Here is a 21,200-nt window from a genome sequence, read left to right on the forward strand (position 1 = left end):
GGTCCAACGCCTGCACATGAGCCGGGATCGGCAAGGCCAGATGAGCCTGGTTCAGCAGCAGCTTGAGGCCGCTGTCTTCGATCATGTAGCCCAGGCGATCCTGCGGGTATTCCGGGTCCAGCGGCACATAGGCGCCACCGGCCTTGAGCACCGCCAGCAAGCCGATTACCATTTCCAGCGAACGCTCAACCGCCACGCCCACCAGCACGTCCGGGCCGACGCCCAGTTCCAGCAGGCGGTGCGCCCACTGGTTGGCGCGGGTATTGAGTTCGGCGTAGCTCAGTTGTTGTTCGGCAAACACCAGCGCCACCGCTTCTGGGGTGCGCGCCGCCTGTTCTTCGATCAACTGCTGGATGCACTGCCCGGCCGGGTAAGCTACGGCGGTGCGGTTCCAGTCATGCAACATTTGCTGCTGGCTGGTCTCAAACAGCTTGAGCTCGCCCAGTGGACTGTCCGCTGCTACCTCAAGCATCTGTTCAAGCACAGCCAGCAGTTGTTCGCTCACTTGACCAATGGTCGAGGCCGCAAAGTGCGCACACTGATAGCTGAAGTTGAACGCCAGGGTCTGCCCCACACCGATCATCACGGTCAACGGGTAGTTGGTCCGCTCGAAATAACTGACGTTCTTGAACACTAGTTCCTTGGGCGCTTCCTGCTGCAGCACCTCGGACACCGGGTAGTTCTCGAACACCAGCAGGCTGTCGAACAGGTCACCGCCGTCCTGCGCGGCCCAGCGCTGGATGTCGAACAGCGGCGTGTATTCGTACTCACGCAGGCGCAGGTTCAACTGCTGCACACTGTGCAACCAGCTTTCCAGGCTTTGTTCAGGTTGTGGGCTGGCAATCACCGGCAGCGTATTGATGAACAGGCCGATCTGTTGTTCGACGCCCTTGAGGTCGGCAGGCCGCCCGGACACAGTAGCCCCGAACGCCACGCTCGATTGACCGGTATAACGCTTCAACAGCAACAGCCAGGCCGCCTGGACCAAGGTGTTGAGGGTGACTTTGTGAGCCTGGGCCAGGCTGCGCAGACGTTGGGTGGTGGGTTCGTCCACAATTTGGCGCTGTTCGCCATAGAGCGCCTGCGAACCGGCGACTGGTGTGTGTGCGATAGCACGGGCCAAATGGGTCGGCTCATTGAGCGCCAGCAGTTGCTCTTTCCAGAATCGCTCGCTGGCCTCGGCATCCTGGCGTTGCAGCCACTGGATGTAGTCACGATAGCGGCCGGCATTCAACGCCAGCGTTTCACCGCTGTAGCGCTGCAACACCTCCCCCATCAATTGCGAAGCGCTCCAGCCATCCATGAGGATGTGATGGTTGGTGTAGATCAGGTGATAACGCAGTGCATCGACGCGTATCAGCACCAGACGCAATAACGGTGCCTGCGTCAAATCAAAGCCCTGCGCAAGCTCGGCCAAGGCCCGGGCGTCCAGCTGCGCCATGAGATCGGCGCGACCTTGCCAGTCCAATACCGTGAACGGCACGCTGACGTGTGGGTGGACCACCTGCACCGGTTGCTCCAGGCTGCCCTGCCAGACAAAACTGGTGCGCAGTACATCGCGAGCATCCATCGTGGCTTGCCAGGCGGCCAGAAAACGTTGCGGATCAAGCCCCTCGACATCCAGCCGCACCTGGTTGGTGTAACTGCCACCCTGAGGCTCATACAGGGTATGGAACAACATGCCACGCTGCATCGGCGACAAGGCATACACATCCTCAATCGCACCAGCACTGGCCGGCAATTCGTCCAGTTGCTGCTGGGTCAACGTCGCCAGCGGGAAATCCGAGGGTGTCAGGCCACGATGCTGGGGCTGGCAACAATGTTCGATCAGTTGCTCAAGTTCACGGGCGTATTCATCGGCCAGGCGCTGAATCACCGGCTCACTGAACATCTGCTCACTGAAGGTCCAACCCAGGCTCAACTCACCGCCATACACCTGGCCATTGAGCGACAACCAATTGCCCAATGACGCCAGCGGGCTGTGCTCGGCGCCTTTGGCTTCAGTGGCCGGAACAAACAGCACACCGTCCTCGGCATCGAAACTGCCGTCGAACTGCCCCAGGTAGTTAAAGGTAATGCGCGGCACTGCTTGTTGGCTCAGGGCCTGGCGTGTCGGCTCATCGCCCAGGTAACGCAACAGGCCAAAACCGACCCCGCGATCGGGTACCGCACGCAACTGCTCCTTGATCTGCTTGATCGAGTCAGCAACGCCTGCGGCCGGCGTCAAGTTGACCGGAAACATACTGGTGAACCAGCCCACGGTGCGGGTCAGATCCAATTGTTCAAACAGCTCTTCGCGGCCATGGCCCTCAAGCTGGATCAACGTTGAGCCTTGCCCGGTCCAGCGGCAGATCACCCGCGCCAAAGCAGCCAACAGCAAGTCGTTGATCTGGGTCCGGTAGGCCACGGCCGTGTCCTGCAACAACTGACGGGTCAGGGTTGAGTTCAATCGCGTGTAGACCGTCTGGGCATGACAGTTTTGCAGTGAGCCTTGCGGGTTGTCGCAAGGCAGTTGTGCGGCATCGGCCAACCCCTGGGCTTGCCAGTACGGCAACTGTTGCAGTAAAGCGGCGCTCTGGCCATGAGCCTGCAAGTGCTCGACCCAGCGCTTGAATGACACCGTCTTGAGGCCGAACGTGATCACCTGCCCCGCCAACAGCTGCCTATAGGCCTCTTGCAGGTCCTCCAGCAGGATGCGCCAGGACACACCGTCCACCACCAAATGGTGCACCACTAACAACAGGCGTTGCTCGCCTCCGGGCAATTCGAAGAGCACCGCACGCAATAGCGGCCCGTGCTCCAGGCCGAGACTGCCCTGGGCCTGGTCGGCAAGCCATTCAAGCTCGCCCAGGTCAGCCACCGTTTTGTGCCAGAGCGGCGCGGACAACAACTGCTGTTGCTCCAGGGAGCGATAGCTTGCCGTCAGGTTCTGTGGGTCAAAGCTCAGGCGCAAGCCGTCGTGATGACTGATCAGTGCCTGCAATGCCTGTTCAAGGCGTTGCGGATCCAGAGGGTTCAACGGCTTGAGCAACACCGATTGGTTCCAGCGCTGACGCTCGGGGATTGCCTGCTCAAAGAACCACTGCTGCACCGGTAACAGGGCGCAGGCACCGCTGACCGGGCCTTGTTCAACGAGCACATCCGGTTCGCCGACCTCAGCCACCCTCGCCAGGCGCTGGACTGTTTGTTGCTGAAACAGATCTTTAGGGGTAAAGCGAATACCCGCCTGGCGCGCCCGGCTGACCACTTGGATCGAAATGATCGAGTCGCCACCCAGGGTAAAGAAGTTATCCGTGACACCGACCTGCTCAAGCTTGAGGATGTCCTGCCAGATCGCCACAAGCTGACGCTCCAGGGCATTGCCCGGGGCGAGATAAGCCCGCAGGTTCTGGGTCAGGTCTGGCACCGGCAAAGCCTTGCGGTCGAGCTTGCCATTGGGGGTCAACGGCAACTGGTCGAGGAACACCACATGCGCCGGCACCATGTACTCCGGCAAGTGCTCCTTGAGCTGCGCCTTGATCGCCTCGCCCAGGGCTGCCGCCCCTTCGCTGGCACTGACGGAGGCCACCAGATAGGCCACCAGTTGCTGACCGCTGGCCCCTTCGATTGCCAGTACCACGCCTTCGCGCACGGACTCAAGGGCCAGCAACCGCGCCTCGATTTCACCCAGTTCGATACGGAAGCCACGCACCTTGACCTGATGGTCGATACGCCCCACGTATTCGATCACGCCATCGGCGCGGTAACGGGTCAGGTCGCCGGTACGGTACAGACGCTCGCCCGTGGTCGAGAATGGGTTGGGCACATAACGTTCGGCCGTCAGGCCTGGACGGAACAGGTAGCCACGGGTGATACCCTCGCCCGCCAGATACAGCTCGGCGGCGACGCCTATCGGTACCGTTTGCAGCTGTTGGTCCAGCAAGTAGCTGGCGGTGTTGTCCAGGGGCCGGCCAATATTGGCCGATGCCCCGATGGCGCGCCGGGTCCAGGTCGAATAGGTAGTGTCTTCCGATGGCCCGTACAAGTCGTAGACATGCTCCACCGTGGGCTGCGCATAGAGCACTTCTACCAACGACTGCTTCAGCGGTTCACCGGCCAGGTTGATGATGCGCACACTCGCGGGAATCTGCCCGGCCCGTTGCAGGGCGGCAATCGCCGACGGCACGGTGTTGATCAGGCGCACTTGATCCCGGGCCGCCAGGTCAGGCAGCTCCAGGGCATTGCGTGCCATGACGATTGAACCGCCACTGGCCAGGGTGACAAAAATCTCCCACACCGACAGGTCGAAACACACGGACGTCGAGGCCAGGACACCTTGCAGGTCATCCTGGCTGTACACCTGCTGCGACCAGTGGATCAGCGCCAGCACGTTACGGTGGGCAATCGCCACACCCTTCGGCTTGCCCGTGGAACCGGAGGTGTAAATCACATAGGCCAGGTTAGACGACTGCCCACGGTGCCCCGGGTTGTGCTGCGCATACCCGGCAAACGCGTCGCCACCGGCCTCCACCAGCACGACCTGGGCATTACCCTGCGGCAGTTGCTCCAACAGGCTGGCCTGAGTCAGCAAGACCTTGGCCTGGCTGTCTTCAAGCATGTAGGCCACACGGTCCTGCGGGTAATCCGGGTCCAGCGGCACATAGGCGCCACCGGCCTTGAGTACCGCCAGCAAGGCAATCACCAACTCGCTGGAGCGCGGCATCGCCACACCCACCCGGACTTCCGCCGCAATACCCAGCTCGATCAGCCGGTGCGCCAGCTGGTTGGCCCGCGCATTGAGCTGGGCGTAACTCAGGATTTGCTCGCCCGCCACCAGGGCCAAGGCATCCGGCTGTTGCTCGGCGCGCGCTTCGATCAGATGCTGGATACCAGGCTGATCGGCAAAGGTCGAACCGTTGGTATTCCAATCGTGGGTGATCAACTGCGCTTCGCGGATGCTGAGTAGCGCCAGCTCGGCCACCGACTGCTGCGGGTCACTGACGATCCCCTGCAACAGGGTTTGCCAATGCAAGGCCAGGCGCTCGATGGTCGCGGCCTCGAACAGGTCAGTCGCGTAAATCAGTGACGCCGACACCCCGTCCTCGGATTCGAAGGTGTTCAAGGTCAGGTCGAACTGCGCCGTGGCGCTCTCCCAGCTCAAGCCTTCGACATGCAACGCGTCCAGCCGAATGCTGGTGCTCAGGTGCTGGGGGTCCTGGCTCTGATGGTTGAACATCACCTGGAACAACGGGTTATGGCTCAGGCTGCGCTCGGGCTGCAAGCGATCGACCAACTGCTCGAACGGCAGGTCCTGCCAGGCCTGGCCAGCCAGCGCGGAACGGCGCACCTGGCCCAGGAAGTCGCGAAACGACAAGCCCTCGCTGAACTCAGCCTTGAGCACCTGGGTATTGACGAAGAAGCCAATCAGGCGCTCGGTCTCCAACCGGTTACGGTTGGCGATGGGCACGCCGACGCGAATATCGTTTTGCCCGCTGTAGCGGTGCAACAAAGCCTGGAACGACGCCAGCAACAGCATAAACAGCGTGACCTGTTCGCGCTGGGCCAACTGTTTCAACGCCGCGCCCAGCTCTGCGCTCAATGGGATCTGTATTTGCGCACCACGGTAACTCTGCTGGGCCGGACGCGGATGATCGGTCGGCAACTCCAGCACGGGTTGCTCACCGCCCAGTTGCTCCAACCAATATGCCAGTTGACGCTCGCGCTCGCCGCTGTCCATCCACTGGCGCTGCCACAGTGCGTAGTCGGCGTATTGGATCGGCAAGGCCGGCAGTTGCACGTCCTGGCCCTGGCTGTAACCGGCATAAAGTTCAATCAGCTCATCCACAGTCACTTTCATCGACCAACGGTCGGAGACGATGTGGTGTTGAGTCACGATCAGCACGTAGTCGTCGGCCGCCAATTGCAGCAATTTGGCCCGCAACAACGGACCTTGATGCAGGTTGAACAGTTGGCTTACTTCCTGGTCGACCCGGGCCTTGAGCCGCGTATCGAAATCTGCTGTCGGACCGAAGGGTTCGACGGCGAGAGTCAGTTTCATCTCGGGCTGAATCACCTGCACGGTGCCCCCGTCTTCTTCGATGAACTGTGTGCGCAGGCTCTCATGACGCGCCAGCAGCGTGTTGAAACTGCGCTCCAGCGCAGCGACATCCAGGGTGCCGCGCAGGCGCAGCGCCGTCGGAATATGGTAAGCGGCGCTGTCCGGGTCCAATTGCCAGAGGAACCACTGCCGCTCTTGGGCATAGGACAGCGGCAACGATTGATCGCGCTCGATCCGGGTCAACGCGGGGGCCTGTACGCTCGACGCCTCTGGCTCCAAGGCCTGGACAAAGGTCTGCAAGGTGCTGTGTTCAAACAACGTACGCAGCGGTACTTCAGCGTTCAGCAACTGCCGCACTCGCGACATGACCTGGGTAGCCAGCAACGAGTGCCCGCCCAGTTCGAAGAAATTGTCCGTCAGGCCCACCTGCGCAAGCTTGAGCACTTCTTGCCAGATCTGCGCCACTTGCCGCTGCCGTTCGGTGCTCGGCGCCACATAGGTCTTCTGCACCTGACTGGCGTCCGGCTTGGGCAGGGCCTTGCGGTCCAGCTTGCCGTTGGGCGTCAGGGGCAGGCGCTCCATGAACAGCCAGTACTGCGGCACCATGTAGTCCGGCAGTTGTTGGTGCAGGCTGTGTTTCAGCGCTTCGCGCAAGGTGTCTTCTGACGCCTCGGGCGCCACTAGGTAGCTGACCAGCACCGGCCCTTGCGCACCGTCCTGGGCCACCACCACCGCTTCGCGTACCTCGGCGTGTTCCAGCAAGCGCGCTTCGATCTCACCCAGTTCAATCCGAAAACCGCGGATCTTCACCTGATGGTCGATCCGGCTGATGTAGTCGATTACCCCGTCCGCGCGATACCGCGCCAGGTCGCCAGTACGGTAGAAACGCCCGCCCGGCTCGCCATACGGGTTGGGCAGGAAGCGCTCGGCGGTCAGTGCCGGACGTTCGAAATAACCCCGCGCCAAGCCATCGCCACCGATCAGCAACTCACCCGCCACCCCCACTGGGTTAGCCGCCAGGTCTTCACCAAGGATGTACAGCGAGGTGTTGTTGATCGCCTTGCCCAGGTATGGGTGACTGTGTTCGCTGCTCAACGGCTGCAAGGCCGACCAGATGGTGGTTTCGGTCGGGCCATAGAGGTTCCAGGTTTGCGCACCCAGGGCCGTCATGCGCACGGCCAGTTCATCGGCCAGCGCTTCGCCGCCGCACAGGAAGCGACGCCCCGCCAGGGCACCTGCGTTAGGGCTTTCCAGCAGCATGCGCCAAGTCGACGGCGTGGCTTGCAGCAGCGTGATGCCCTGCGCTTGTACCTGCTGGAGGATCAGCTCCGGATCGCGCTGGGTGTCCTGGCTGGCCAGGACCACACGCCCGCCGACCATCAACGGCGTGTACAGCTCCAGGCCGAAGATGTCGAAAGAGAACGTGGTCAGCGACAACAGGCGATCCTGCGCACCGATCCCCGGCGCGGCGGCCATGCTGACAATGAAGTTGGTCAGCGCGCCATGGCGCACCATCACGCCCTTGGGCTTGCCGGTGGAGCCGGAGGTGTAGATCGCATAGGCGAGGTTTTCCGGGTCCAGCGTCACCTGTGGGTTTGCGCTGCTGTAGCCGCTCAGGGCCTGGCCCAGGTCCAACGCCTGCACGTGAGCCGGGATTGGCAAGGCCTGATGAGCTTGGTTCAGCAGCAGTTTCAGGCCACTGTCTTCGATCATGTAGCCCAGGCGATCCTGCGGGTATTCCGGGTCCAGCGGCACATACGCGCCACCGGCCTTGAGCACCGCCAGCAAACAGATGACCATTTCCAGCGAACGCTCAACCGCCACGCCCACCAGCACGTCCGGGCCGACGCCCAGTTCCAGCAGGCGGTGCGCCCACTGGTTGGCGCGGGTATTGAGTTCGGCGTAGCTCAGTTGTTGTTCGGCAAACACCAGCGCCACCGCTTCTGGGGTGCGCGCCGCCTGCTCTTCGATCAACTGCTGGATGCACTGTCCGGCCGGGTAAGCTGCGGCGGTGCGGTTCCAGTCTTCGAGAATCACACGCTCGTGCGCTGCGGCCAGCAACGGCAATTGCGCAATACGTTGCGTAGGGTCAGCCACTACCGCCTGCAACAGGTGCTGCCAGTGTTGCGCCAGGCGCTCGATGGTGCTGGCGTCGAACAGGTCCGTGGCGTACTTGAGCACCGCTTCGATGCCATGCGCATGCTCGACCGTGTTAAGCACCAGGTCGAACTGGGCAGTCTGGCTTTGCCATTCCAGACGTTCAACGTGCAATTCGCTCAGGCCGGTTTGCGCATCGCTGCGGCTTTCGGCCTGGTGGTTGAACATCACCTGGAACAACGGGCTGTGGCTCAGGCTGCGGCCTGGCTGCAGCGCTTCCACCAGTTGCTCGAACGGCAGATCCTGATGGGCCTGGGCATCCTGCGCAGTCTGGCGGACCTGGCGCAGCAACTCGATGAATGAGCCCTGGCCATCGATATCAGCCTTGAGCACCTGGGTATTGACGAAAAAGCCGATCAACCGCTCGATTTCAGCGCGACCACGATTGGCCACTGGCACGCCGACGCGAATGTCTTCCTGCCCGCTGTAACGGTGCAACAGCACCTGGAATGACGCCAGCAACAGCACGAACAGCGTGGTGTTTTCCCGCTTGGCCAGGGTTTTGAGGCTTTCAGCGAGCACCTCATCAAGAATCAGGCGACAACTGGCCCCAGCAAAACTCTGCAGCGCCGGCCGTGGGAAGTCGGTGGGTAATTCGAGCACCGGCTGTTCGCCGCCGAGCTTGTCTTGCCAGTAGGCCAGTTGCCGCTCCTGCTCACCCGCCTCCATCCACTGGCGCTGCCATTGCGCATAGTCGGGGTACTGGATCGTCAACTCCGGCAATTGCACTGTTTGGCCCTGGCTGAAGCCGGCATAAAACTGCACCAGTTCCTCGACCATGACCTGCATCGACCAGCCATCGGAGACGATGTGGTGCAAGGTCATCACCAACACATGGTCGTCAGCGGCCAGACGTAGCAGACGTGCGCGCATCAGCGGGCCCGCCTGTAAATCAAAGAGTTTGCCTGTTTCTTGTTCGACAAATGCCTGCAAGTGCGCTTCCAGAGCCTCCCCCTGCGGCAGGTGCAGTTCATCGACGTCCAGTGCAAAAGGCCCTGCTGGCAGGACCACTTGCAAGGGCTGATCATCTTGTTGAGTGAACACGCTGCGCAAGCTTTCGTGTCGATCGACCAGGGCCTCGATGCTGCGTTGCAACGCAGCGACATCCAGCCGGCCCTTGAGTCGCAGGGCCGTGGGGATGTTATAGGCCGTGCTCTGCGGCGCCCACTGCCAGAGGAACCACTGCCGTTGCTGGGCATAGGACAGCAACAACGGTTCTTCGGCCGCGCGCTGGAAAACCGGGGCAATCGTGAAAAGGTTCAGGCCTTTCTGTTTGAGCAGAACTGCCAGCGCCTTTCTTTGTTTGGCCGAAAGTTTCCCTACCGACTCGATTAACTCTTGCACGCGTTGTCCTCACTCAAGAAATCAGTTTTTCAAGATCATCGAGAGATAGACGTTTGAGGGCCTCCAGAGATTTAGCCAATTCATCCTGAACCGGCGACAAATCGGCGCGCAGGGCTTCGATGCGGTCACAGAACTGTTCCAGGGTATCTGCGGCAAACAACTCCTTGAGCGGTACCTGGTCACCCAGGCGTTCGCTGATCCGCGTGACCACCAGAGTCGCCAACAACGAATGGCCGCCGAGATGGAAGAAACTATCGTTCAGGCCAACCTGCTCGACTTCCAGCACTTCCTGCCAGATAGTCGCCACTTCCCATTGCAAGTCGGTGCGTGGCGCTTCGTAAGCCAATTGCCGTGGGTTGCCACCCAGTGCCAGCAAGACTTTGCGGTCGAGCTTGCCATTGGGTGTCAAGGGCAAGGCGCCGATCAGATGCAGATGGCTTGGCACCATGTGCGCCGGCAGGCTGGTCGCCAGACGGCTGCGCAGACTGTCCACCAGGTTTGGCTGGTCGCCAACATCCGGTTCAGCCACCACATACGCCAGCAACTGCTTGCCGCCAGCGCCGTCCTGAGTCAGCACCACCGCCTCGCACACCGCAGGATGTGCCAGCAGATGGGCTTCGACTTCGCTCAGCTCAATGCGGAAACCGCGGATCTTCACCTGGTGGTCGGCTCGCCCGATGTACTCGATGTCACCGTCTGCGCCCTGGCGTACCAGATCACCGCTGCGGTACAGCCGCTCCCCCCCCGTGGAAAACGGGTCAGGTACATAACGCTCGGCAGTCAGCCCCGGACGCATCAAATAACCGCGAGTGACCCCGGCACCTGCCAGGTACAACTCAGCCGCAACGCCCGCTGGCAAGGTTTGCAACTGCGAGTCCAACAAGTAGGCCGTGGTGTTTTCCAGCGGTCGCCCGATATTCGCCTGGCCACCCGGCACACGCAGGGTGAAGGTCGAATAGGTGGTGTCTTCCGATGGCCCGTACAGGTCATAGACGCGTTCCACCGCCGTGCTGGCGTACAAACTGTCGACCAGCGCCTGCTTGAGCGGCTCGCCCGCCAGGTTGATGGTTTGCACCGAGGCCGGAATCTGCCCGGCCCGCTGCAAGGCGGCAATCGCCGATGGCACGGTATTGATCAACCGTACACGCTCGCGTGCCGGTAACTCGGGCAAGGCCAGAGCGTTGTCCGCGAGCACCATGAAACCACCACCGGCCAGGGTGACGAAGATCTCCCACACCGACAGGTCGAAGCAGATTGAAGTCGAGGCCAGCACGCCTTGCAGGGCTTCGCGCGGATAGGTCGCCAGCGACCACTGGACCAGTGCCGTGACATTGCCATGGGTGATGGCCACGCCCTTGGGCTTGCCGGTGGAGCCGGAGGTGTAAATCACATAAGCCAGGTTGTCCGCGCAGGTCAGCGACGCCGGGCAGGTCTGCGGCCAGTCGTGCAGCCATTGCGGCCCTTGATCGACCAACAATACCTGCGCCTGCAACACCGCGGGCAGTACATCGCGCAACGGCGTTTCGGTCAGCACGACGGAGGCGTGGCTATCGTCGAGCATGTGCAGCAAACGTTCCTGCGGGTACTCCGGATCCAGCGGCACATAAGCCCCACCCGCCTTGAGAATCGCCAACAGGCTGATGATCATCTGCGGGGTACGACGCAGGCAGACACCCACCCGAACTTCCGGGCCAACACCCAGCGCGCGCAACTTGTGCGCCAACTGGTTGGCACGGGCATCAAGGCTGGCGTAATCCAGTTGCGCCTCGCCAAACAGTATCGCCAGCGCTTGCGGATCACGTCGTACCTGGGCTTCGATTTGCTCGACCACACTCGTAGCAATCACGACACGACCCGGCGACTGCCCCCAAGCCAATGCGGCCTGGCGCTGGTCTGTGCGCAACAACTCCAGCATTCCCAGCGGCTGGCTGGCATCAGCCACGAACTGGCCCATCAGGTGCTCCAGTTGCTCGGCCAAACGCCGGATACTCGCCGCATCGAAACAGGCTTGGTCAAAACTGCAACCCAGGGCCAACTCGCGACCCGCCACAGCCACCAGGGTCAGCGGGTAGTTGGTTTGCTCCTGACGACGAATCGGCGAGAACGCCAGGCCACTTCCCTGCCCTTGCTGCAAGGCTTCGGACATCGGGTAGTTCTCGAACACCAGGATACTGTCGAACAGCGGGCCTGCCCCCAATCCGGCCCAGCTTTGAATGTCATACAGCGGTGTGTGTTCGTGTTCACGCAAGGCCAGGTTAAGGTCCTGGACTTGCTGGATCCACTGCGCCACGGTCAGTTGCGGCGACGGCGTGGCAACCACTGGCAAGGTGTTGATAAACAGGCCAATCTGCTGCTCGACCCCAGGCAGGTCTGTCGGCCGCCCAGCCACAGTGGCACCAAAGGCAACCGTGGCCTGGCCGGTATAGCGCTGCAACAGCAACAACCAGGCGGACTGCATCAAGGTGTTGAGGGTGACTTTTTGCTCACGGGCAAAGCCGTTCAACTGTGCGGTCAGCTCGGCGCTGAACAGATGCTCATGGTCCGCATAACCATTGCCCAGTCTCTGTTGCGGCCCCACGGCGTCAGCCAGGCGAGTCGGCTCCTGCAAGTTACCCAGGGCCTCACGCCAGAACCCTTGGCTGGCCTGGGCATCACGCAGGCTCAACCACTCGATGTAATCGCGATAGCGCCCCTGTGCGGCAACCGGCGCCTGCCCGGCGTAACGCTGGAGTACCTCGCCAAACAGCTGCGAGGTACTCCAGCCGTCCATCAGAATGTGATGGCTGGTGTAAATCAGGTGATAAGTACTGGCACCGGTACGCACCAGGATTACCCGTAGCAGCGGCGCACAATCAAGCGCGAAGCCGGCTTGCAGATCCTCACGGGCCAACTGATCAAGGGCCGGTTCAAGATTCGCCCGGCCCTGCCAGTCGTGAATCACCATAGGCATGGGCACGTTACCCAGTACGATCTGCACCGGCGCATTCATCTGCGCCGGCCAGACAAACGCCGTGCGCAAAATGTCGTGAGCGTCCAGGGTCTGCTGCCAGGCTGCGCGGAAACGCTCGGCATCCAGTTGCTGGATGTCGACCCGCAACTGGTTGGTGTAGGCCGGGCCATCCGGCTCATGCAGGTTGTGGAACACAATCCCCTGCTGCATGGGCGACAACGGATAGAGGTCGACGATGTCCCGTGGCGTCACTGGCAGCCGCTCCAACTGCGCCTGGGTGAAATTCACCAGGTTGAAGTCCGACGGCGTCACACCACTGTGCTGCGCACTGCTGCAATGCTCGATCAACGCCGCCAGCTCCGCCGCGTAATCGTCGGCCAACGCCTGCACCGTGTGCTGGTGATACATGCCGGTACTGAATGTCCAGCTCAGTTCCAGTTCGCCGCCGTATACCTGGCCGTTGATGCTCAGCCAGTTGCTCAGTTCCCCCAGCTCACTGCGTGCGGCGCCGTCGGATTCCGGCGCCGGCACAAACAACGCGCCCTGGTCGGCGGCAAAATCGCCGTCGAACTGGCCCAGATAGTTAAAGGTAATACGCGGTTCACCAAGGGTCGCCAATGCCGCCTGGCTGGCGGCATCAGCGCAATAACGCAGCAGGCCGTAGCCAATGCCTTTGTTGGGCACTTGGCGCAGTTGTTCCTTGACTTGCTTGATCGAAGCATCGAACTCGGTGGCCGGAGTCAGCTTCACCGGGAACAAACTGGTGAACCAGCCCATTGTCCGGGAGATGTCCAGCTCATCGAACAAGGCTTCACGGCCGTGCCCCTCCAACTGGATAGCCACTGCGGGCTGTTGGCTCCAGCGGCACAACACGCGGGCCAGGGCGGTCAGCAACAAGTCATTGACCTGGGTCCGGTAGGCCGCTGGCGCGACCTTCAGCAGTTTGTGCGTCGTTGCCTGGTCCAGGCGGGTCGATACTCCATGGGTTTGAGACAGGCTCAAGCCGCCGTCCGGGTTGTCACGGGGCAAGTCCACCGCGCAGCCCTGCAAGCAATCCTGCCAATAACTCAACTGGGCCTTAAGCTCATCGCTCCGGGCATAGCCCTGCAAACGCTCGCCCCAGGTTTGCAGCGAAGCACCCTTGTCTGCCAGTTTGACCGGCTCACCGCGAGCCGCCTGGGTGTAGGCGCTTTGCAAATCTTCCAGCAACACCCGCCAGGACACCCCATCCACCACGGTGTGATGAATCACCAGCAGCAGGCGTTGTTGCCCCTCGGGCAGCTCCATCAATACCGCACGCAGCAACACGCCTTGTTCCAGGTTCAAGCTGCGCTGGGCCTGATCGGCCAAGGCCTGGACCTCATCAGCCGCCGCCAGGGCCGACGGCGTCCACAGCAGCTCACCAGGCACGCTGGCCTGATAGTCGGCGCACCATTGCTCGCCTTGTCGCGTGAATGCGAGGCGTAGCGCATCGTGCTGTGCGTACAAGGCTTGCAATGCCTGGTTCAACGCGGCCACATCCAGGCGAACATGAGGCTGCAGCAGGATCGACTGGTTCCAGTGATGGCGCTGGGGAATATCCATGGCAAAAAAACGTGCCTGGATCGGCAACAGTGTTTGGGCTCCGCTGATCTGCTGGGTGCTGGCCGGTGCCGTGGGGGCCTTGACCTCTACCCATTTGGCCACTTGCGCCAACTGGGCAATGGTCTGCTTTTCAAACAACTGCTTAGGGGTCAGCTTGATGCCACGACGCTTGGCACGGGCAATGATTTGCAGGCTGAGAATCGAATCGCCGCCCAGTTCAAAAAAGTTATCGCCAATGCCTACCTGTTCAAGCTTGAGCACCTGCGCCCAGACTTCGGCCAGCACTAGCTCCAGCTCATTGCTGGGGGCCTCGTAGGCTTGAGTCTGTGCATCCGGAACCGGCAGGGCCTGGCGATCCAGTTTACCGTTGGCCGTCAGTGGCAAGCGTTCGAGCACAATGATCCGCGCCGGGACCATGTAATCCGGTAACAATCCCTGCAACTCTCGGGTCAGTCGTTCGGCATCGGTCGTGGTCGTCGATGCCAGTACGCAGTAGGCAACCAGTTGCAAACGCCCGGCATCGCTCTCCATCGGCAACGCCAGCACTGCTGCATCTTGCACGTCATCCAATTGCCGCAAAATTTGCTGGATCTCACCAGGTTCAACCCGGTAGCCACGGATTTTCACCTGATCGTCGCCGCGACCGAGAAACTCCAGCACGCCGTCGACACTGCGCGCACGGTCACCGGTGCGGTACACCCGCTCCCCCGTGCCCCCTTGTGGGTCCGGGACGAAGCGCTCAGCAGTCAACCCAGGCTGATTCAGGTAACCCTGAGCCACACCGGCACCGCCCAGATACAGTTCACCCGCCACTCGTCCTGCGACCGGGTTGAGATAGGCATCCAGCAGGCGTGCGCGGGTATTGGCCAGCGGTTGACCGACGGGCACGCTCAGGGTCGCGGGCCGCTCACCGGTTACTTCATGGGTCAATACGCCGACCGTGGTTTCTGTCGGGCCGTAATGGTTGATGATCCGGCAATCCGGTGCCAACTGCGCCACCTGTTGCACCAATGACCAGGGACACGTCTCGCCCCCCAACACCAGCACATGGGCCGGCAGGACACCTGCCGGGTTGCCGGCCTGCAACAGGCTGTGCAAATGGCTGGGCACGACCTTCAGCGCACCGACCCGGTGCTCGCTCATGTAGCGGGCGAAACGGTCCGGGTCGAACGCATAGGCCTGCGGCACCAGATGCAACAGACGCCCGCTGGCCAGCGCAGCAAACAGCATGGTGTGCCCCAGGTCCGCCGCGAGGGTGGAGATCATCGCCAGGCTGGCATCGGTCGGCAGGCGCAGGCGCTGCAGAACCGCTTGCACGTAGTTGCCCAACGCCTGATGGCTGACCAGTACACCCTTGGGCTGACCGGTGGAACCCGAAGTGAAGATCAGGTATGCCGGTTGCTCGAGGGCTACTTCAAGGTTCAGCGGGGCAGCGTTGCACGCGGCAAACTGCGCCTCGTCATAGTCAAGCACCCGGCACTGGCAATCGATACGCAGGTCCCCCGCCGTGCGCAACAGCCAGGCCGCGCCACTGCAACTGAGCACCTGCTGCAAGCGCTCGGCAGGTTGTTGCACATCCAGCGGCAAGTAGACGCCACCGGCCTTGAGTACAGCCAGCAGGCCTACGGTCCAGGCCACGCTGCGCTCCAATGCCAGGGCCACTACCTCGCCACTGCGCAAACCTTGATCGAGCAAATGCCGGGCCAGACGGTTGGACTGCTGCTCCAGCTCGGCAAAACTGATGAGTTCCTGCTCGCAGCGCACGGCGCCGGCATCGCCACGGGTTTGCCCGTTGGCTTGCCACAACGCCAGGAAATGCTTGTGCGCAAAATCTTGCGCAACCTCTTCGCCAGCCACCCCGGCCACGGCAGGCCGTTGATGAATCAGAGCTGCAGGCGCCGCAACCATGTCCTGCAATACCGTCTGCAACGACTCGGCAATCGCCTCGACGGTGCGACGCTCGAACAGATCGGTCGCGTAACTGAAGCTGATCTGGATCCCCTGTTCAGTGTCGGTGAAATCCAGCGCCAGATCGAAGCGCGCGTCATTTTCCGCGATTTCGAAGGCCTCAATACCCAGCGCGGAAAAACTCCCCTGGCTGCTCTGGCCCAGGCCGCTGGCCGCCAGGTTTTGGTTGATTTTCACCTGGAACAAAGGGTTGTGACTCAGGTTGCGCTCAGGCGCCAGGGCATCCACCAACTGTTCGAAGGGCAAGTCCTGATGTGCCTGGGCACCGAATACGGCTTCTTTGACCTGAGCCAGCAATTGCTCGAAGCTCTGCTGCTCATCGACTTCGACCCGCAATACCTGGGTGTTGATAAAGAAGCCGATCAGGCCTTCGGTTTCGCTGCGATTGCGCCCAGCGTTGGGCGCACCCACGCGGATGTCGCTCTGCCCGCTCTGACGCGCCAGCACCACCGAAAACGCCGCCAGCACCAGCATGAACAAGGTATAACCGCGCTCGCTGCCAAGGTTTTTCAAGGCCTGGGACACAGCCTTGGGGCAATCGGCGGTGAACGCCGCACCCCGGTAACTCGGCACCGGTGGACGCTCGCGGTCCAACGGCAACGCCAGCAACGGCTGCTCGTCGCCCAACACCTGTTTCCAGTACTGCAACTGGCGCTCGCTTTCACCAGCCTCCATCCAACTGCGTTGCCACAGGGCGAAGTCCGCGTACTGGATCGGCAATACTGGCAACTGGGACTCACGCTGGTGGGCGATAGCGTCATACAGGTGAACAAACTCCTCGACCATCAACTGGCTCGACCAGCCATCGGAAACGATGTGATGCACCGTCACCACCAGCACATGCTCACGGGCATCAAGACGATAGAGCTTGACCCGCAGCAATGGGCCGTTGATCAGGTCGAAGGGCTGCGCCAACTCCTCGGCGACCAGCGCCTTGAGCCCGGCCTCCTGCGCTTGCAGGGCCACAGCGGGCACGTCGATGCGTTGCAGGCTCACCGGCGCGCTATCGTGAATTTCCTGATAGAAAGCACCGTCTTCCGATACGAACCGGGTGCGCAGCACTTCATGGCGCTGCACCAACGCATCAAAGGCCTGGCGCAATGTGCTTTCGTCCAGCTCGCCCTTGAGGCGCACCGCACGCGGCACGTTGTAGAACGAACTCTGCGGCTCCATCTGCCAGAGAAACAACAGGCGTTGCTGGGCAAAAGACAAAGGAATGCGGGGCACGTCATGGCGACTGGCGACAATCGGCAACAGCTTGAAGCTGTTATTGGCCTCGTTCATCTTCGCCAGGATCTGGCGCCGCTGCTCCAGACCCAGGCCGATGAAACGCTTGGCAATACGCTCTGCGGTAGTCTTATCCATTTCAAGCCTCCTCCATCAGGTCCATCATTTTTTCAATATCCGACAGCCCTTCTTCGCTCAGTGCCGAGCGGCTTTCGAGCACCGCCTGGGCGAACTCGGCAAGGGTTGGCGTTTCAAAGATCAGGCGCAGCGCAATGTCGATGCCCAATTGTGAGTTGATGCGCGAGACCGCCTGTGTCGCGAGCAATGAATGCCCTCCAAGATCAAAGAAGTTGTCGCCCAGGCCAATACGCTCGATGTGCAGGATGCCCTGCCAGATCTCGGCGATCTGTTGTTCAATCTCGGTTTCCGGCGCCTGATAAACCTGTTGTGCCAACACCGGATCGGCCTTGGGCAAGGCCTTGCGATCGAGCTTGCCATTGGGGCTCAACGGCATCCGCTCCAGGACGATCCACTGCCCTGGCACCATATAGTCCGGCAGGTTGCGCGAAAGGCTTGCGCCCAGCGCTGCGCCATACCGGGACTGATCCTGCTCGCTGCCCTGCAGCCGTTGCGCATCGCCAGGTACCACGTACGCCACCAGGCGTTTACCGGTCGGCCCGTCCTGCGCGATCACCACCGCCTCGACCACCGACGGCTGCTCCATGAGGCGCGCTTCGATTTCACCCAGCTCGATACGCAGGCCACGGATCTTCACTTGATGGTCGATACGCCCGAGGTACTCGATCACCCCGCTGGCCCGATGCCGCGCCAGGTCACCGGTACGGTACAAGCGCCCGGTGCCATACGGGTTCGGCACAAAACGCTCGGCGGTCAGCGCCGGGCGGCGGTGGTAACCGCGAGCCAGGCCTTCGCCTCCCAGGTACAACTCACCCGCCACACCCACGGGCAACGGTTCCAGCTCCGGGCCGAGGATATAGGTGCCCAGGTTGGCAATCGGTTGACCGATCGGCACGCTGTCGCGCCCCTCATCGACGCATTGCCAATGCGTCACGTCGATGGCGGCTTCGGTTGGGCCATACAAGTTGTACAAGCGAGTCTGCGGCAGTTGTTTGAATACCTGCTGCTGAGCTTCCACCGGTAACGCTTCACCGCTGCAAATCACCTGGCGCAAGCCTGCGCAACTGGCCGCGCGGGCGTCCAGCAGGAAGGCCTGGAGCATCGAGGGCACAAAGTGCAGCGTGGTCACGGCGTGCTGATTGATCAGTTCGACCAAGGCGCCCGGATCACGATGCGCACCTGGCTCAGCCACCACCAGGCGCGCACCGGTCATCAGCGGCCAGAAGAACTCCCACACCGAAACGTCAAAGCTGAACGGGGTTTTCTGCAACACCGCGTCCGTTGCATCCAGTGCATAGGCTTCCTGCATCCAGCACAGACGGTTGGTCAGTGCCGCATGCCGGTTGCCGGCACCTTTGGGTTGCCCGGTGGAGCCGGAGGTGTAGATCACATACGCCAGGCTTTGCGGGTCCAGCTCGCGCTGCAGTCGCTCGGTACTGAAGGTTGCCACCGACTCACCGAGGTCAAGCAGCTGCACCCCTTGAGGAATCGGCAGTTGTTCGCGCAGGTGAGCCTGGGTCAACAACAGGCCGATACCACTGTCTTGCATCATGTAGCTCAGGCGTTCCTGCGGATACTCGGGATCGAGCGGGACATAAGCGCCGCCGGCCTTGAGCACGGCAAGCAAGCCAATGACCATCTCCAGCGAACGCTCCGCCGCCACGCCGACCAGCACATCGGTGCCAACCCCCAAGCCGCTGAGGCGCTGGGCCCATTGGTTGGCGCGGGCATCCAGTTGGGCATAGCTCAATTGTGTGTCGCCGAACACCAGGGCGATGGCCTCTGGCGTGCGCTCGACCTGCGCCTCGATCAACTGGTGTACGCCCAGATGCAGCGGGTACTCGGCCTGGGTCTGGTTCCAGCCCAGCAGCACTTGTTGAGCCTGGGCCTCGGCCAGCAGCGGCAACACGCCAACCCGCTGCGTCGGGTCGGCAACAATGGCGTGCAGCAGGTTCTGCCAGTGGCCGAGCAGTTGCGCCATGCTGTGCGGTGTAAACAGGTCAACCGCATAGGTCAGGGTCGCGACCAACTGCTCGTGCGCCTCGTAGGTTTCCAGGTTCAGATCGAACTGTGTCGTCCGGCCGCGGGCTTCAAGCCCCGATAGGCTCAGGCCCGGCAAGGCAATATCGACCCCTTTGCGGCCTTCGCCGAGGTGGTTGTACATCACCTGGAACAGCGGGCTATGGCTCAGGCTGCGCTCCGGCTGCAACGCTTGCACCAGTTGTTCGAACGGCAGGTCCTGATGGGCCTGGGCCTGCAGGGCGGTCTGTTTGACCTGATCGAGCAACTCGCTGAAGGTACCCTGCCCGTCCACCTCGGCCTTGAGCACCTGGGTATTGACGAAGAAGCCGATCAGACGCTCGATCTCCACCCGGTTACGGTTGGCGATGGGCACGCCGACACGAATGTCGTTTTGCCCGCTGTAGCGGTGCAGCAACGTCTGGAACGAGGCCAGCAGCAGCATAAACAGCGTCACCTGCTCACGCTGGGCCAGGGCCTTGAGTGAGTGCAGCAGGCTGGTCGGCAATGTCACCACCTGGCTCGCGCCGGCAAAGCTCTGCACACTCGGCCGTGGATAATCGGTGGGCAGTGCCAATACAGGCTGCTCGCCGCCCAGCTTGTCGGTCCAGTAGGCCAGTTGCCGTGCTTGTTCGCCGTCTTCCATCCACTGCCGTTGCCATTGCGCATAGTCGAGGTACTGCAATGGCAGTGCCGGCAGACTCGGCGCTTGCCCCTGGCTGTAGGCGGCATAGGTTTCAACCAGTTCGTCGACCATCACCTGCATCGACCAGGCATCGGAGACAATGTGGTGCTGGGTGAGAATCAGGACATGCTCGTCAGCCCCCAGGCGCAGCAGTTTCACTCGCAGCAAGGCGTCGTGTTTGAGGTCGAATGGGCGATGAGCTTCGGCGTCCACCGCAGCATCGAGCCCGTCCACGTTGTCCAACGCCTGCACCTCCAGTTGCAGACCGGCCTGGGCATGAATCACCGGCAACACCTGCAGGTCATTCTGCGCAAACCCTGTCCGCAGGATTTCATGGCGGGCAATCAGGTTATTGAAGCTGCGCTCCAGTGCCAGCACGTCCAAGTGCCCTTGCAGGCGCAGGGCCAGAGGCAGGTTGTAGGCGACGCTCTGCGGCTCCAACTGCCAGAGGAACCACTGCCGCTCCTGGGCATAGGACAGGTGCAATACCTGGTCCCGAGGCACAGGCAACAAGGACGGTGCCGAACAAGCCTGTTCCTCGCCCAAGGCCTGGACAAAGGCCTGCAAGGTGCTGTGTTCAAACAACGTACGCAGCGGTACTTCAGCGTTCAGCAACTGCCGCACCCGCGACATGACCTGGGTGGCCAGCAACGAGTGCCCGCCCAGTTCGAAGAAATTGTCCGCCAGGCCTACCTGCTCAAGCTTGAGCACGTCTTGCCAGATCTGCGCCACTTGCCGCTGCCGTTCGGTGCTCGGCGCCACATAGGTCTTCTGCACCTGACTGGCGTCCGGCTTGGGCAGGGCCTTGCGGTCCAGCTTGCCGTTGGGCGTCAGGGGCAGGCGCTCCATGAACAGCCAGTACTGCGGCACCATGTAGTCCGGCAGTTGTTGGTGCAGGCTGTGTTTCAGCGCTTCGCGCAAGGTGTCTTCTGACGCCTCGGGCGCCACTAGGTAGCTGACCAGCACCGGCCCTTGCGCACCGTCCTGGGCCACCACCACCGCTTCGCGTACCTCGGCGTGTTCCAGCAAACGTGCTTCGATCTCGCCCAGTTCGATACGGAAACCGCGGATCTTCACCTGATGGTCGATCC

Annotated in this window: 3 protein-coding genes; all 3 read right to left on the bottom strand. The window is 61.8% G+C overall.

The genetic code is table 11. The features are described 5' to 3' along the window. Nucleotides 1–9,538: non-ribosomal peptide synthetase (locus H097_RS26580; RefSeq protein ID WP_050593457.1), on the bottom strand; the 9,538-nt coding region annotated here is incomplete at its 3' end. Between the two features lie 13 nt (nucleotides 9,539–9,551). After that, a complete protein-coding gene (locus tag H097_RS26585; protein WP_032863565.1) occupies nucleotides 9,552–17,405 on the bottom strand; it encodes a non-ribosomal peptide synthetase in 7,854 nt (2,617 codons plus the stop codon). A gap of 1 nt (nucleotide 17,406) precedes the next feature. Continuing rightward, nucleotides 17,407–21,200: non-ribosomal peptide synthetase (locus H097_RS26590; protein WP_032863567.1), on the bottom strand; the 3,794-nt coding region annotated here is incomplete at its 5' end.

This window comes from Pseudomonas sp. FH4 (assembly GCF_000510915.2).
Classification (GTDB): domain Bacteria; phylum Pseudomonadota; class Gammaproteobacteria; order Pseudomonadales; family Pseudomonadaceae; genus Aquipseudomonas; species Aquipseudomonas brenneri.

Coding starts and splice junctions, on each gene's coding strand:
- H097_RS26585 (WP_032863565.1), bottom strand. CDS start 17,405: ATGGATAAGACTACCGCAGAGCGTATTGCCAAGCGTTTCATCGGCCTG.